Raw genomic sequence first — 14902 nt, forward strand, 5'->3', positions numbered from 1 at the left:
TACCCCGGGTCCATGACCGTCGAGCAGCGCGTGGCCGTGCTCCAGGAGCCCGAGCACATGACCGTCGAGAACCGCCCGGTCCCCGAGCCCGGCCCGGGGGAGGTGCAGGTCGCGGTGCGGGCGGTGAGCGTCTGCGGCTCCGACGTGCACTACTACGACCACGGTCGCATCGGCGGGTTCGTCATGCACGCCCCGCTCGTCCTCGGGCACGAGACCTCGGGCGTGGTCAGCGCCCTGGGCGAGGGCGTCGAGGCGCCGGCGGTCGGGACGCGCGTCGCGGTCGAGCCGCAGCGCAACTGCGGGCGCTGCGAGCAGTGCGTCCGCGGGCGCTACCACCTATGCCCGTGGATCGCGTTCTTCGCGACCCCGCCGATCGACGGGTCGTTCGCGCAGTACGTCGTGGTCCCCACCACCCGCGCCCACCCCGTGCCCGACGGCCTGACCGACGACGCCGCGGCGATGATCGAGCCGCTGGCCGTCGCGGTGCACGCCGCGGGCAAGGCGGAGATCGGGCCGGACGTGCGCGTGTTCGTCAGCGGCGCCGGGCCGGTCGGGCTGCTCTGCCTGCAGGTCGCGAAGGCCCGGGGCGCCGCGCACGTCGCGGTCTCCGACCCGGTGGAGCGGCGACGCGCCAAGGCCCTCGAGTTCGGCGCCGACGCGGTCGTCGACCCCGCCGCCGGCGACCCGGGGCTCGCGCCGGTCGACGTCGTGCTGGAGTGCACGGGCGTGCAGGCCGCGGTGGACCTCGCGATCTCCGCGACCGCGCCCGCCGCGACCGTCGTGCTCGTCGGCACGGGGGAGCAGGTGACGCTGCCGCTGGACGTCGTGCAGTCCCGCGAGCTGGTGGTCAAGGGGACCTTCCGCTACGCCCACGTCTACCCGGCGGCGATCGCGCTGGCGGCGTCCGGGGCGGTGCGGCTCGACGACATGGTGACCTCGCACCACGACCTCGACGGCGCCGAGGACGCGCTGCTCGCCGCCCGCCGGGACCCCGACGCCATCAAGGCGGTCGTGCGTCCCGACTGACGACACACCACCGGCCGGCACCGCGAGGGGCGGTACCGGCCGGTGAGGGGAACTCCTGGGCGGTCAGGCCGCCGCCGCGGAGGCGATCGACTGCACGGCGGAGCCGGCGCGGCGGGCGATGCCCCGGACCTGGTCGCCCGGGCGCTGCTGCTCGCTGGCCTGCGCGGAGAGCACGACGATCGCGCCGGTGAGCACCGGGATCGCGTACTGCAGGGCGTGCAGCTGGCGGTTGGCGCTCGCGACGTCGGCCGGCAGCTGCTCGGCGACGGTGCTGGCGGCCTGCCCGATGCGCTTGTCGGCCTCGCGGGCGGCCTCGCCCACGCCGCTGCCGCCGCCCTGCTTGGCGGTGGCGTCGGAGAGCGTCGAGGTGGTCGACGACGACACGCCGGACGCCTGGTGGACGACCGCGTCCTCGACCTTCTTGCCGACGATGCGCGTGTAGCCGGACGCGGCGATCGCGGCGACGGTCAGCGCGAGCTTGGCGTTGACCGTGCCGGTGTGGCCCTTCTGGGCCAGCGCACGCTTGCGGTTCTCGGCCAGCAGGCCGGCGCCGCCGATCGTGTGGGCAGCGATGGCGGCGACGTTGACCGGACTCCACTTGGCCCAGCCGATGCTGGAGACACGGTCGGCGGTGCGCCGGTCGCCGGCCTCCTCGGCCGCCGCGTTCAGGCCCGCGAGGCCGAACAGCGAGCCGCCGAACCAGGCGGCCAGGCCGACGTCGTGCAGGGCGTGCAGGACGGTGTTGCGCGTGCTCATGGGGCTCCCTTGCCGGAGGTGGGCGCGCGTCGTCGGCCGCGGCTCGCCGCGGTGTCGCACGCCGGGAACGGCGGTGTGTCCGCCGGAGGAATGGGCTGGCTCGCTCAACCCGATGACCGGGGGTGTCCGGTGACGGCGTCGTGAAACCGCGACGTGCCCGGTCCCGGCCGGGCCGGCGTCCGTCGGACCGGGCGCCGGTAGCGACGGCGGTCGCGCGGGTAGCCGCGGGCACGATCGGCGGCGTCCGCGAGCACGGACGGGGCCGCCGACGCCCGGAGAACGCCGTGCGCCCTGGGAGGGATCGTCGTGCTGGACGAACGCACCGGGACCCGCGAGGACACCCCGGCGCCCGACGGCCCCGCGTCCGCGACCGGCCGCGGCGGGGGTGACCGCCCGGTGGCGCTGGTGCTCGGCGCCAGCCGGGGGCTGGGGTTCCTCATCGCGCAGGAGCTGGGCCGGCGCGGCCACGACCTGGCCGTCGTGGCCCGCTCCGCCGACGGGCTGGAGGCGGCCCGCGTCGACCTCGAGGCCACCGGCGCGACGGTGCTGACGTTGCCCGCCGACCTCGCGTCACGACCCGCCGCCGAGGCGGTCGTCGAGACGGCGATGACGCAGCTCGGGCGCCTCGACGTCGTCGTCGCCAACGCCGGGATCATCCAGGTCGCGCCGGTGCGCGCGCTGACCGCGCAGGACGTCGCCGACGCCCACGACGCGATCTTCTGGAGCGCCGTGTACCCGGTGATGGCCGCCGTCGACGTGATGCGCCGCCGCGGCGGGGGACGGGTCGTCGTCATCAGCTCGATCGGCGGGAAGATCCCCACACCGCGCCTGCTGCCCTACACCGCGGCGAAGTTCGCGACGGTCGGCTTCGCCGAGTCCCTGCGCACCGAGGCCGGTCGCGACGGGATCAGCGTCACGACCGTCGTCCCGGGGCTCATGCGCACCGGGTCCACGCGCAACGCCCTGGTCGGCGGCGACCGCGAGCGCGAGCTGCGGTGGTTCACGACGCTGGCGTCGCTCCCGCTGCTGTCCATGGACGCGGGCGCCGCGGCCCGCCGGATCGTCGCGGGCGGGCTCGCCGGGCGGCCCGAGGTCGTGCTGACGCCGGCGGCGAAGGTCGGGCTGCGCGTGCACGGGCTCGCCCCCGGGCTGACCCAGCGGGCGCTGGCGCTCGTCGACCGCCTGCTCCCGGCGCCGGGCGACGACTCCCCGCAGCCCGGGCACACGCTGCCCGAGCAGCCGTGGTGGCAGCGGGTGCTGACGACGCTCGACCGCGGCGCCGCCGTCCGCCACCACGAGCTCGACGACGAGACGCCGCGGCGCTGACCCGGTCGCCCGGCGTGGGTCGGTGGCTCGTCCGTGGTGGCTCGTCCGTGGCTCAGGTGTCCCCGCGCCGCGGTGCCGGGTCGTCCCGGGAGGTCCGACGCCGAGGAGGGAAGGCTCGCTCGCTCTCCCCACCGGGCTCCCCCCACAGGCCGAGGTCGAGGGGCCAGGGTCGACCGGTCGGGCTCGGCACGTCGGCCCACACCTCGCCGTCCCGGATCCGGCGGACGGTCGCGGGACGGATCCGGAAGTCGCGCGCGATGTCGGCCTCCGTCTCGTGCCCGTCGAGCCGGCGCTTGATGTCGCGGACCTTCAGCCTCGCCAGCGGCTCCTCGTCGTCCGGCGGCCCGTCCCGCGTGGCCTGCGTGCGGCCGGTCTCGTCGATGTCGCCCATCGTCGGTCACCTCCCGGAGCTGCGGGCCTCCGAGGCAACAGCGCGGTGCCCGCGGGGGCAGGGGTCCAACGGCCCGACCCCGCCGGGCCCTCCGGAGTCCCCGCGCTGCGGGACGCGGACAGCGGCGACCTCAGAAGTCCCGCGCCACCTCGTGCGGCATGCCCCGGGAGGCCTTGCGCAGCTGGACGCGACGGGTGAAGCGGATGAGCGGGCGGATGCCGAGCTGCACGCTGCCGATGACGAACAGCGTCACGCCCACGTTGAACAGCTCGTGCCAGTAGAAGGCGATGCTGCCGATGGTGAAGAACAGGAAGATGCCGATGTCGTTGAGGATGCTCAGCAGCTCGTAGCGCTGGCGCAGCACGATCTCGCGGTCGCCGAGCGTGAGGGTGATGGCCTCGCCCTCGTGCCCGGCGTCGGGGTCCGAACGGTCCGATTCGTCGGTCTGCTGGCTCATGGCTCCTCCACGGGGTCGGGCGGGTCGCCGAGAGGTGGGTGATCCGGCGGCGCCGCAAACGTCGTCGCCCCTGTTTGCGCTCTCCTCCGGCCGGTGACACCGTTCTCCCACTCGGTTCACCCTCGGCAGCCGTGCGCCCCCACCACCCGGAGACCTCCGGAGGCGCTTGCCGTGAGCCTGTCCCGCCGTGCGGCCGACCTGATCCGCTCCTGGCCGTTGGTCCGCCAGCTGACCGGTCCCGACCCCCTGGGACGCGGTGCCGCGGTCGAGTCGTCCTCCGACACCGAGTGGCACGCGCGCACGGCGGACGCCGACAGCGTCACCCGCTCGGTGTGCCCCTTCTGCGCCGTCGGCTGCGGCCAGCGCGTGTACGCGAAGGACGGGCGCGTCACCCAGATCGAGGGCGACCCGGACTCGCCGATCAGCCGCGGCCGGCTCTGCCCCCGCGGCTCGTCGAGCCTGTCCCTGGTGACCTCGCCGTCGCGGGTGACGCGCGTGCGCTACCGCCGGCCCGGCGGCACCGACTGGGAGGACCTCGACCTCGACACGGCGATGGACATGATCGCCGACCGCGTCGTCGACACCCGGGCGCGGACCTGGCAGGACACCGACGACGAGGGCCGCGTCCTGCACCGCACGCTGGGCATCGCCCACCTCGGCGGCGCCACGCTGGACAACGAGGAGAACTACCTCCTCAAGAAGCTCTACACCGCGATCGGCGCCGTCCAGGTGGAGAACCAGGCGCGCATCTGACACAGCTCCACCGTCCCCGGTCTGGGGACCAGCTTCGGGCGCGGCGGCGCCACCAACACCCAGCAGGACATCGCGCAGGCCGACTGCGTCGTGCTCGAGGGCTCGAACATGGCCGAGGCACACCCGGTCGGCTTCCAGTGGGTCATGGAGGCCAAGGCGCGCGGTGCGAAGATCATCCACGTCGACCCGCGCTTCACGCGCACCAGCGCCGTGGCGGACGCGCACGTCCCGATCCGGCCCGGCACCGACATCGCCTTCCTCGGTGGGCTGATCAACCACGTCCTCTCGGAGGAGAAGGACTTCCGCGAGTACGTCGTCGCCTACACCAACGCCCCGCTGCTGGTGACCGAGGAGTTCGCCGACGTCGGCGACGAGGGGCTCTACTCCGGGTGGGACCCCGGGTCGGGCACCTACGACACGTCGACCTGGCAGTACGAGGGCGCCGACGTGGCCGCCGCCTCCGGCGACCGCGACCAGTGGGACTCCGACGAGCACCAGCCCGAGGCCCGCCGCGAGTCGAACCGCCTGACCCACCTGCTCGGCCAGTCCGAGTCGGCGGGGTCGGGCGGGGCGAACTTCCGCGGCGAGCCGGTCCGCGACGACACGCTGACGCACCCGCGCTGCGTGTACCAGGTGCTCAAGCGCCACTTCGCGCGCTACACCCCGGAGATGGTCTCGCGGGTCTGCGGGATGTCGGTGGGCCAGTTCCACCAGGTCGCCGAGGCGATCTGCGCGAACTCCGGGCGCGAGCGCACCACGATGTGGGTCTACTCGGTGGGCTGGACCCAGCACACGGTCGGCGTGCAGTACATCCGCTGCGCCTCGATCCTGCAGGGCCTGCTGGGCAACGTCGGCCGGCCCGGCGGCGGGATCATGGCCCTGCGCGGGCACGCCACCATCCAGGGCTCCACCGACATCCCGACGCTCTACGACCTGTTGCCGGGCTACATCCCGATGCCGCACGCCCACAAGAAGATGGAGCTGTCGGACTTCCTCGAGGCCGACGCGGCGGCCAAGGGCTTCTGGGGCAACATGCCCGCCTACATGGTGAGCCTGCTCAAGGCCTGGTACGGCGACGCGGCCACCCCGGAGAACGACTTCTGCTTCGACCTCGTCCCGCGGATCACCGGCGACCACTCGACGTTCACCACCGTCCTCAACATGATCGACGGGCACTGCGAGGGCTACTTCGTCCTCGGCGAGAACCCCGCGGTCGGGACGACGAACTCCAAGCAGCAGCGCCAGGGCCTCGCGGCGCTGAGGTGGCTGGTGGTGCGTGACCTGCAGGAGATCGAGACGGCCACGTTCTGGAAGGACGGGCCCGAGATCGAGACCGGCGAGATGCGCACCGAGGACATCGACACCGAGGTCTTCCTGCTGCCCGCGGCCACGCACGTCGAGAAGGAGGGGTCGTTCACCAACACCCAGCGACTGCTGCAGTGGCGGCACAAGGCCGTCGAGCCGCCGGGCGACGCGCGCAGCGACCTGTGGTTCGTCCACGAGCTGGGCCGGCGGATCCGGGCGCGGCTGGCGGACTCCGGCCTGTCCCGCGACGACGGGATCCGGGCGCTGACCTGGGACTACCCCACTGAGGGGCCGCACGGCGACCCCGACGCGCACGCGGTCCTCAAGGAGATCAGCGGGGTCGACGCGCAGGGTGACCCGGTGTCGGGCTACACCGCGTTGGCGGACGACGGCTCCACCTCCTGCGGGTGCTGGATCTACTCGGGCGTCTACGCCGACGGCGTCAACCAGGCCGCCCGGCGCACGCCCGGCGGCGGGGAGAGCCTCGCCGCGCTGGAGTGGGGCTGGGCGTGGCCGATGAACCGGCGCGTGCTCTACAACCGCGCCTCGGCCGATCCCGAGGGCCGGCCGTGGAGCGAGCGCAAGGCCTACGTGTGGTGGGACGAGGAGTCGCAGTCCTGGACCGGGCACGACGTGCCGGACTTCGAGGCCACGAAGCCGCCGTCCTACCGGCCGCCCGAGGGCGCCACGGCCCAGGACGCCATCGGCGGTGACGAGCCGTTCATCATGCAGGCCGACGGGCGGATCTGGCTCTACGCTCCGACCGGGCTGGCCGACGGCCCGATGCCGGTGCACTACGAGCCGGAGGAGTCGCCGACGCGCAACGCGGTGCACCCGGCGACCCGGGCCAACCCCGCGCGGCAGCGCTTCGAGCGGCCCGACAACCTCTACAACCCGTCGGACCACCAGCCGGGCTCGGAGGTGTTCCCCTACGCGTTCACGACGTTCCGCATCGCCGAGCACCACACGGCGGGCGGGATGAGCCGGTGGACGCCCTACCTCGCGGAGCTCGCGCCGGAGATGTTCGTCGAGGTCTCCCCGGCGCTGGCCGCCGAGCGGGGCCTGGAGCACACGGGCTGGGCCACGATCGTCACCGCGCGGTCGGCGATCGAGGCCCGCGTCGTCGTCACCGAGCGCTGCAAGCCGCTGCGCATCGACGGCGAGCTCGTGCACCAGGTGGGGCTGCCGTGGCACTGGGGGCCGAACGGGCTCGTCACCGGCGACGCCGCCAACGAGCTCATCGGCATCTCGCTGGACCCCAACGTCCACATCATGGATACCAAGACCGGGACGTGCGACGTCGTCGCCGGGCGCCGGCCGCGGGGTCCGGAGCTGCTGGCGTTCGTCGACGACTACCGGCGGCGGGCGGGGGTCCTGCCGACCTAGGAGACCGCTGAAGAAGTGGGGTTGGGGGGCGGGGCGCCTCGCGGCAGTCGCGCTGCGGTGAGGTCAGCACCCGTGGGTGCGACGAGAGGTCGCCCCGCCCGGCGACGATGGTGGCCCGGGTCGACGGTTGTGTCGAGGCTGGAGCCGAGGGCCGGGGTCAGGCCGCGGCGAGGGTCCAGCGGTCGTGGTCGAGGTGCAGCCCGAGGGTGAGCAGGCGGCGCAGGTTGATCGCGGCGACGCGGGTGTGCAGCCAGGCGTTGTTCTTGGTCACGCCGCGGTGGGGGACGCGGCGGTTGCCGCGGGTCAGCCAGGCGATGGAGCGCTCCACCATCGGTCGGTGACGCCGGTAGGTCTCGGCGAAGCCGGGGTCGGTGCTGGCGCGGGCTCGGTGGGCGCGGTGGAGCTCGTGGTGGGGATGCAGCGCCAGCTTCCTGCCGTGCGCGGAGTTGGTGCAGCGGGCGCGGAGCGGGCAGCCGGTGCAGGCCGCCCTGAAGTTCACTGTGCGGCTGGCGGTGATGGGACGGGTGAGCCCGTTGGGGCAGGTGACGGTGCCGGCGGTCTCGTCGACGGCGAAGTCGTCGAGGGTGAACCCGCCCTCGATGGCAGGACGCAGCGGCCACGGCTTGATCACCGCGGTGTGGCCGGCCTGCTCGAGCACGGCCAGCGCGTCGCCGGTGCCGTAGGCCGAGTCGGCCAGCACCTCGACCGGGTCACCGACCGCGGAGTCCACACTCGCATCGCCGGCCAGCAGGCCGATGCCCACGGTGGCGTCGCTGTTGTCCGGCCCGGTGGCCTTGGTCAGGGCGGTGTTGGTGATCAGCCCGGTGTCGGGCTCGACCACCACATGGGCCTTGAACCCGTCCTGGCGGCGTTCGCGGCTCTTGTGGGCGTGGCGGGTGTCGGGATCGACGGTGGAGATCACCCGGTCCGGGGCGACCTGGCGGGCGATGCGCCAGCGGCCGTCGGTGCCATCCGAGCCCTCCGCGGGTTCGACGTCCTGGCCCGCGACCAGGGCAAGCAACGCCACCGCCTCGGCCGCCTTGGCCTCCAGCCCCGCGCTGTCGGGATGGCGTTCCTCGAGCTCGGCGAGCACCGCCAGCGCGTCGCCCACCAGTGTCGAGACCAACTCGTCGCGAGCGGCCGGATCGTCCCAAGCGATCTCGGGCTTGCCGGTCTTCGCGTAGTCGTGCCCGCTCGTGGCGACCGTTGCGACGATCTCGGCGCCGTCGGGAACCTCGCGAGCGACCCGACGGACCGCGGCGATCAGCTGGGTCACGGTGTCCTGGCGGGCCACCGCGTCATCCAGGATCGTCGAGTCCAGCGCCCGGCGGGTCTTCCCCGCCACCGCCCCGGACGCGGCGATGACCTGCGCGACGACCTCGAAGATGCGGTTCGGGCGGGCCGAGGCGGCCAGCCGACGTCGCCAGTAGGTCAACGTCGACGGGTCGAACGCGGCATCGGTGATCGCCAGCCCGCACGCGGCTTTCCACCGCAGATCGAACGTCAGTGCCTCCACCACCTCCCGGTCCGACAGCCCGTGCAGCGCCTGGAGCACCAGCACGCTGGCCACCACCTCCGGCGGCACACTCGGCCGGCCCCGGCGGGTCGGGAACAGGTCGCTGAACAGCTCCGGCGCGAACAGCCTCATCCGGTGGGCGGCCAGGAACGCGAACACGCTGCCCGGCTTGAGCAGATGCCCGGCGACCGACTCCACATCCAGCAACTCACGCTGATCATCAGAGCGCCCCTGCACCCAAAGAGGATCCCAGCCCGAGCGCCGACCACCAGCGCCGACGCGCTGAGTTCTTCAGCAGTCTCCTAGTCCGGGCCGTCAGTCGGTCACCCGGACCTCGACCCGGCGGCTGGCCGCGAGCGAGTCCCGCGGCCGCTGCGACCCGACGCCGACGGCGGTGAGGCTGCCGGCGGGGACCCCGGCCGCCTCCAGCCGGCGCACGATCTCCTCGGCGCGCTGCTGCGAGAGGTCCTGGGCGTCGTCGGTGTCCTCGCCGGTCGGGGCGGTGTGGCCCTCGACGGTGACCGGCGAGTCGGGGGCCGCGCGCAACGCCCCGGCCAGGCGCTCGACGGCCTCGTCGGCCCCGTCCACCGGCGTGGCGCCGTCCGGCGGGAAGCGCAGCGGTGTGGCCGCGAGGACGTCGTCGATCGTGTCCTGCAGGACGGCGACGTCGGCGCCGCCGGCGGTGGACGTCGCCGGCGTGCCGGAGGCGGCGGACAGCGGCGGGGCCGGCGCGCGCGAGGCGGCCGGCGCCGGTGGCGGGTCGGACGTGCCGGTGACCGCGACGGCGACGGCGACACCGCCCAGGACGAGGACCCCCAGCAGGAGCAGGAGCACCGGCAGGCGCCGACGGCCGCCGGGCGCCGCGTGCGAGCCGCCGCCGGCCGGGCCGCGACCACCCCACCAGTGCGCGCCGGTGTTGGGGCCGCCCGTGACACGCCCGCGATGGAGACCGCCGCCAGTCACGGCCCGCGCCACCTCCTCCGGTCGCACGGCACTGTGCCCGGTCCTCGGCCGATCTTGCTCGGGAGTATCGAGAATCCATCCGGACGGCCGCGTGACACTGCGACGATCGGACCACCTGCCGTCAGGCGCCCGTCCGGGGGGTGAGGCCGGCGGCCTGGATGCCGGCGACGACGGCCTCCTCGTCGGCGAGCGAGGCGTCCCCGCTGGCGCCCGCCGCACCGAGCAGGGCGCCGGCGTCGTCGTGGATGAACACCCCGCCGGGCACCGAGAACACCTTGCCGCCGGTCAGCGACGCGACCGAGGTGAAGAACTCCGCCGAGTCCGCGGCGCGCGCGGCGATCGCCCGGCTGTCCATGCCGAGACCGAGCACGCCGTAGGCCTTGGCGGTGGCGACGTCGGGGCGCAGGAAGCCCGACCCGTCCTCGCGGCCCAGCGCCACGACCGCGCCGCCCGGGTCGAGCACCGCCACCGTGAGCGGCTTGAACCCCTGCGCGCGGGCGTGCGCGAGCGCGGCGGACACGATGCTCTGGGCCTGCTCCAGGCTGATGCTCATGGCGGGCCGGTACCCACCGCGCCCGCCCGCATCACACCGGACGGCGCAGGCGGGCCGCCGCGGGACGGGCCGTCGCGGACACCGTCCGGGTGGCGCCCGCCCGGCCGTCCGTCGTCACCCACCGCTCGTCCGCGGTCACCGACGGCTCGCCGTCCGGTCGCCCGCAGGTGACGGTGTCCCGGCCGGCGGTCGACTACGGTGATCCGGATCGTCGGACGGGAGGGGGCGGCATGGAGGGACGTCACGGCGCCCCGACACGCGAGGCCGCCGGGCCGGCCGGGTCCGCCGAGCCCGCCGACGCCCCCGCCGCCGCGACCACCCCCGCGCGCCCGGCCCCGCCGCCCGACGGCGGACCGGGCCTGCTCGACGGGCTCGAGGAGGGTGTCGTCGTCTGCGACCGCGCCGGTGTCGTGCGCGCCGCGAACCCCGCCGCCCGCGAGCTCCTTCCCCGGCTGCGCGTCGGCGAGGTCGTCGACGCGGCCCGCTGCGAGGTACTCTCGCGCGCGGTCCACGACCGGGACGCGCCCGCGAGCTTCGAGACGGTCGTCGTCCACCCCGAGGGCGAGCGCCACCTGCGCGGCCGCCGCGGTCCGGTCCTCGGCGCGGCCCCGCCCCCGCCGCCGGAGCCCCGGGACGGCGACACCACCTGGTACCTGCGCGACGTCACCGGCGAGCACGCGCGCGCCGACACGCTGCTCGCCGCCCAGGAGCGCGCCGCCTTCCTCGCCGAGGCCGGGCGGGCGCTGCACGGCGTCCTGCACCTCGACCGCACCGCGCGCCGCGTCGCCGCGCTCGCCGTCCCGCGCCTGGCCGCGGGCGTGACGCTCGTCGTGCGCCACGACGACACCGTCACCTGGGCGTCCGCGGAGCTCGGCGGCGGGCGCCCCCGCCTCGGCCACGCGGAGGCCGCCGACCTCGCCCGCGTCCCCCGCCTCGCCGCCGCGCTGACCGGCGAGGGTGCCGGCACCGGCGACCCGTTCCTCACCGCCGACCTGGCGACGCTGACGGGGCTGGAGGCGCCCGCCGGGGCCGTGCGCGCGCTCGCGGTGCCGACCACCGGGGTCGTCGACGCCCTCGTCGTGCTCGCCGGCCCCCGCAGCGCGGGACCGGGCCTCGGCGACCCGCTCGCCGTCGCCGAGGAGGACGTGCTCACCTCCTACGTGGCCCGCGCCGGCGCCGCGCTGGCCGCGGCCGCGCTGCACGAGGAGCAGGCCCACCTCGGGGCCGTCCTCCAGGAGAGCCTCGCCGCGCCGCGCCTGCCCGCCACCCCCGGCATCGCGTGGGGCGCGGCCTACCGCCCGGCGCGCGAGACGATGCGGGTCGGGGGCGACTTCTACGAGGTCGTCGACGGCTCCGGGAGACGCAGCAATCGGGGGAGCACGCCGATAGGGGAGCTCGACCCCGGGGAACAGCGGTCGGCGTTCCTGCTCGGCGACGTGTGCGGCAAGGGCATCGAGGCCGCGGTGCTCTCCGGGCGGGTCCGGCAGTCGTGGCACGCGCTGCGGCTGCTCGAGGACCGTCCGGGCCGCCTGCTCCCGCTGCTCAACACCGCCCTGCTCGACGCCGTCGCCACCCGCGACGAGAGCCCGCGGTTCGCGACGATGGTGCTCGGCGACGCCCGCACCCGGGGCGACGGCACGGTCGCGCTGCGGCTGGCCACGGGCGGGCACCCGCCGCCGCTGGTGCTGCGCGCGAACGGGGAGGTCGAGGCGGTGCCGGTGGCCGGGATGCTCGTCGGCGGCCTGCGCGGGGCCCGGTTCGGCGAGGCCGAGGTGCTGCTCTCACCCGGCGACACCTGCCTGCTCTACAGCGACGGCGTCGTCGAGGCCCGCGGCGCCGGTGACTTCTTCGGCGAGGAGCGTCTCGCCGAGGCCCTCCCGCGCTGTGCCGGCACCCCGGCCGCCGTGCTCTGCGAGTACCTCGAGCAGACCGTCGTGTCCTGGCTCGACGGTCACGACCACGACGACATCGCGATGCTCGCCGTCCAGGCACCCCCGCACGCGGCCGCCGCGCCGCCGAGGACCGAGGCGTGACCAGCACGTCCCCGGGCGATGACCCGGACGCCCTGCGCGCCGCGTACCTCGAGCGGCTCGCCGCGTCCGACGAGCCCGGCGCGGTGGCGGTGGCGCTCGGTGCCCTCGACGCGGGCGTCGACGCCGAGACGGTGCTGCTCGACGTCGTCGCCGGCGCGCAGCGCGAGGTCGGCGACCTATGGGCGGCGGGGGAGTGGACCGTCGTGCAGGAGCACGTCGCCACCCATATCAGCGAGCGGGTCGTCGCGGCGGTCGCGCAGCGCGCCCCGGCGCCCGTGCCGAGCGGGCTCGGGAAGGTCGCGGTGGCCTGCCTCGACGGCGAGTGGCACGGGCTGCCCGCGCGGCTGCTCGCCGAGGTCCTCGCCCGGCACGGCTGGACGGTGGAGTTCCTCGGCGCCTCGGTGCCGGCCGCGCAGCTCGCGACGCACGTGCACCGGGCCGGGCCGGACGTCGTCGCGATCTCCAGCTCGCTGCCCTCCCGGCTGCCCGCCGCGCGGCGGATGGTCGAGGCCTGCCACGCCACGGGCACGCCGGTGCTCGCCGGCGGGGCCGCGTTCGGCGAGGACGGCCGGTGGGCGCGCGCCGTCGGCGCCGACGGCTGGGCGCCCGACGGCCGGGCGGCGGCCGCCATGCTCGCCGCGGACCCCGACGGTCCGTGGTTCGCCGACGAGGACGCCGACGCCGACCCGAGGGCGACCGGCACCCCGGGCACCCCCGGCGATGTCCCGGCCCGCGAGGAGCAGGCGGTGCTGCACGCCCGCCGCGCCGAGCTCGTGCGCCACGTCGCCGCGGCCGTCCGGCCCGGGACCGCCGACGTGCCCGACGAGCTCGCCGACGACCTCGGGCACCTCGTCGACTTCCTCGCCGCCGCCGTGTTCGTCGACGACCCCGGCCTCTTCGACGGCTTCGTGCGCTGGGTCGGCACGGTGACGATCCCCGACGGCCTGCGGACCGGCGAGGTCGCGCCCGCTCTCGACGCGTTGGCCGCGGCGTTGGCAGACTCCCCCCGCACGGTCCGACTCCTCCGCTCCGCTCCCGGGGCCCACGGAGGCCGGCCCGCCCCGGTGGGGTGAGGAGGTGGCGCGATGCCCGAGCTGACGATCCGCACCGAGCGGACGGACGGCCCCGGTGGTCGGGCCGTCGTGGTGGTGGGCGGTGACCTCGACTACGACAGCCACGGCCGCCTCGACGACGCCGTCGGCGCCGCGCTCCACGACCCGCCCGCGGACCTCGTCGTCGACCTCGCCGAGGTGACCTACTGCGACTCCTGCGGCCTGCGCGTCCTGCTCGGCGCCCACCGCCGCGCGACCGAGGTCGGCGCCACCTTCGTGCTCCGCGGGGCCCGCGGCCAGCCCGCCCGCGCGCTGAAGCTCACCGGGCTGGACCAGGTCTTCAGCTAGCGCACGCTCTCCACGAACGCCCAGTAGGTCGCCGCCCACCGCTCGGCGGCGTCGACGTGCGGGCCGTGGCCGGAGCCCGTGAACTCCTCGATCTCCGCGCGCCCGCCCGCCGCGCGGTAGGCCTCGAGCACCTCGCGGATCTGGCTGACCATCGGCTGGGGCGGGAAGGCGTCGGCGCCGGGCCAGCCGGGCACGACCCCGCCCGCGCCGAGGGTGCCGAGCTCCAGCGCCGACCCGTCGGCGACCACGACGTCGTCGCTGCCGTGGGTCCAGAGCACCGGCGGCTTCTCGGCGAGCGTGGGCAGCCACGACCAGTCGCAGTACTTCGGCGACAGCGCGTTGAGCAGCCCGCGGGTGCCCGGCGCGCTGCCCGGCCAGTTCTCCGAGCTCTGCGCGTCGCCCGGGTAGCCGTCGTCGGAGATCGTCGTCAGCAGGATCTCGTCGACGAGCACGTCCTCGCGGTCGCGGGGCTCGCGGTGCCCGGCGCGCCAGTAGGTCGCGTTCATGACGTTGCGGGGCGAGAGCGGGCTGTCCTCGCCGCGGTCGCCCTCGCGCAGGCGGCGGACGAACTCGGGGTTCGCGACCCCGGCGCCGGAGCCCGCGAAGTCGGGCCAGCAGGGGCTGCCGTCGCGGAAGGTCCCGCCGAACCCGTAGGGCGCGACGGGGTCGAGGAAGGTCAGCGACGCCACGGGCCGGGCGCGCGCCACGAGGGCGATCGCGGCGCCCGCCGTGGACCAGCCGACGAGGTGCGCGGGGCGGTCGATCCCCAGCGCGTCGAGGAACCCGATCAGGTCGTCGGCCCAGTCGCCGAGCCCGCGCGTCGCGTCGATCGGGGCGGCCTCGGAGCGTCCGAAGCAGCGCATGTCCGGGGCGAGGATGTGCCAGCGCTCGGGCGCGCCGGGCATGAGGTGCTCGAAGAACCGGCCCGTCGAGAGGTTGCCGTGCACGAACACCACGGGCTCGCCGTCGGACGGCCCGGACTCGAGGTAGTGGGTGCGGATGCGGCCCTGGACCTCGGCGGCCCGCACACCCGGCAT

General features: G+C 75.5%; 13 protein-coding genes. 6 read left to right on the forward strand and 7 right to left on the reverse strand.

The genetic code is table 11. The annotated features are described in order from the left end of the window. The first annotated feature begins 12 nt into the window (after positions 1–12). A complete protein-coding gene (locus tag ACYX4T_RS01325) occupies positions 13–1026 on the forward strand; it encodes an NAD(P)-dependent alcohol dehydrogenase (RefSeq protein ID WP_476012782.1) in 1014 nt (337 codons plus the stop codon). Positions 1027–1089: 63 nt separating this feature from the next. On the opposite strand, the gene ACYX4T_RS01330 is transcribed toward ACYX4T_RS01325, so the two are convergent. Next, positions 1090–1782 carry a hypothetical protein gene (locus ACYX4T_RS01330; protein WP_476012783.1) on the reverse strand — a complete coding sequence of 231 codons (693 nt, stop codon included), beginning with the start codon at positions 1780–1782 and terminating at the stop codon, positions 1090–1092. A 306-nt stretch (positions 1783–2088) separates the two neighbouring features. On the opposite strand from ACYX4T_RS01330, the gene ACYX4T_RS01335 reads away from it, so the two are divergent. Then, positions 2089–3108 carry an SDR family NAD(P)-dependent oxidoreductase gene (locus ACYX4T_RS01335; protein ID WP_476012784.1) on the forward strand — a complete coding sequence of 340 codons (1020 nt, stop codon included), beginning with the start codon at positions 2089–2091 and terminating at the stop codon, positions 3106–3108. A 52-nt stretch (positions 3109–3160) separates the two neighbouring features. Here ACYX4T_RS01335 and ACYX4T_RS01340 read toward each other — a convergent pair whose 3' ends face one another. Together ACYX4T_RS01340 and ACYX4T_RS01345 are read right to left on the reverse strand one after the other, a co-directional pair. Beyond that, on the reverse strand, positions 3161–3499 hold the full coding sequence (locus tag ACYX4T_RS01340; RefSeq protein ID WP_476012785.1) for a hypothetical protein: 339 nt from the start codon (positions 3497–3499) through the stop codon (positions 3161–3163). A 130-nt stretch (positions 3500–3629) separates the two neighbouring features. After that, complete coding sequence (locus tag ACYX4T_RS01345; RefSeq protein ID WP_476012786.1) at positions 3630–3956, reverse strand: YrhK family protein; 327 nt, start codon at positions 3954–3956, stop codon at positions 3630–3632. 177 nt (positions 3957–4133) lie between these two features. Here ACYX4T_RS01345 and fdh point away from each other — a divergent pair, with 177 nt between their 5' ends. Continuing rightward, complete coding sequence (gene fdh, locus ACYX4T_RS01350) at positions 4134–7400, forward strand: formate dehydrogenase (protein ID WP_476015159.1); 3267 nt, start codon at positions 4134–4136, stop codon at positions 7398–7400. A gap of 157 nt (positions 7401–7557) precedes the next feature. Here the strand turns inward: fdh and ACYX4T_RS01355 are convergent, their stop codons facing one another. From ACYX4T_RS01355 to ACYX4T_RS01365, 3 genes are all read right to left on the reverse strand, one after another. Then, entirely contained in the window at positions 7558–9153 is a 1596-nt protein-coding gene (locus ACYX4T_RS01355; protein ID WP_476012787.1) for an IS1182 family transposase, read from the reverse strand. A gap of 78 nt (positions 9154–9231) precedes the next feature. After that, complete coding sequence (locus tag ACYX4T_RS01360) at positions 9232–9879, reverse strand: OmpA family protein (protein WP_476012788.1); 648 nt, start codon at positions 9877–9879, stop codon at positions 9232–9234. A gap of 121 nt (positions 9880–10000) precedes the next feature. Further along, complete coding sequence (locus tag ACYX4T_RS01365; protein WP_476012789.1) at positions 10001–10432, reverse strand: GlcG/HbpS family heme-binding protein; 432 nt, start codon at positions 10430–10432, stop codon at positions 10001–10003. A gap of 230 nt (positions 10433–10662) precedes the next feature. Here ACYX4T_RS01365 and ACYX4T_RS01370 point away from each other — a divergent pair, with 230 nt between their 5' ends. The 3 genes from ACYX4T_RS01370 to ACYX4T_RS01380 are packed head-to-tail and all read left to right on the forward strand — an operon-like array spanning position 10663 to position 13865. Further along, complete coding sequence (locus tag ACYX4T_RS01370; protein WP_476012790.1) at positions 10663–12465, forward strand: PP2C family protein-serine/threonine phosphatase; 1803 nt, start codon at positions 10663–10665, stop codon at positions 12463–12465. Continuing rightward, entirely contained in the window at positions 12462–13538 is a 1077-nt protein-coding gene (locus ACYX4T_RS01375) for a cobalamin B12-binding domain-containing protein (protein WP_476012791.1), read from the forward strand. The genes ACYX4T_RS01370 and ACYX4T_RS01375 overlap by 4 nt, the downstream gene beginning before the upstream one ends. A 12-nt stretch (positions 13539–13550) precedes the next feature. Next, positions 13551–13865, forward strand: coding sequence for an STAS domain-containing protein (locus tag ACYX4T_RS01380; protein ID WP_476012792.1), 315 nt, complete (start codon positions 13551–13553; stop codon positions 13863–13865). On the opposite strand, the gene ACYX4T_RS01385 is transcribed toward ACYX4T_RS01380, so the two are convergent. Next, positions 13862–14902, reverse strand: coding sequence for an alpha/beta fold hydrolase (locus ACYX4T_RS01385; protein ID WP_476012793.1), 1041 nt, complete (start codon positions 14900–14902; stop codon positions 13862–13864). The two genes, ACYX4T_RS01380 and ACYX4T_RS01385, sit on opposite strands and share 4 nt — an antisense overlap.

Source organism: Actinomycetospora sp. ABD4_176, from assembly GCF_056311855.1.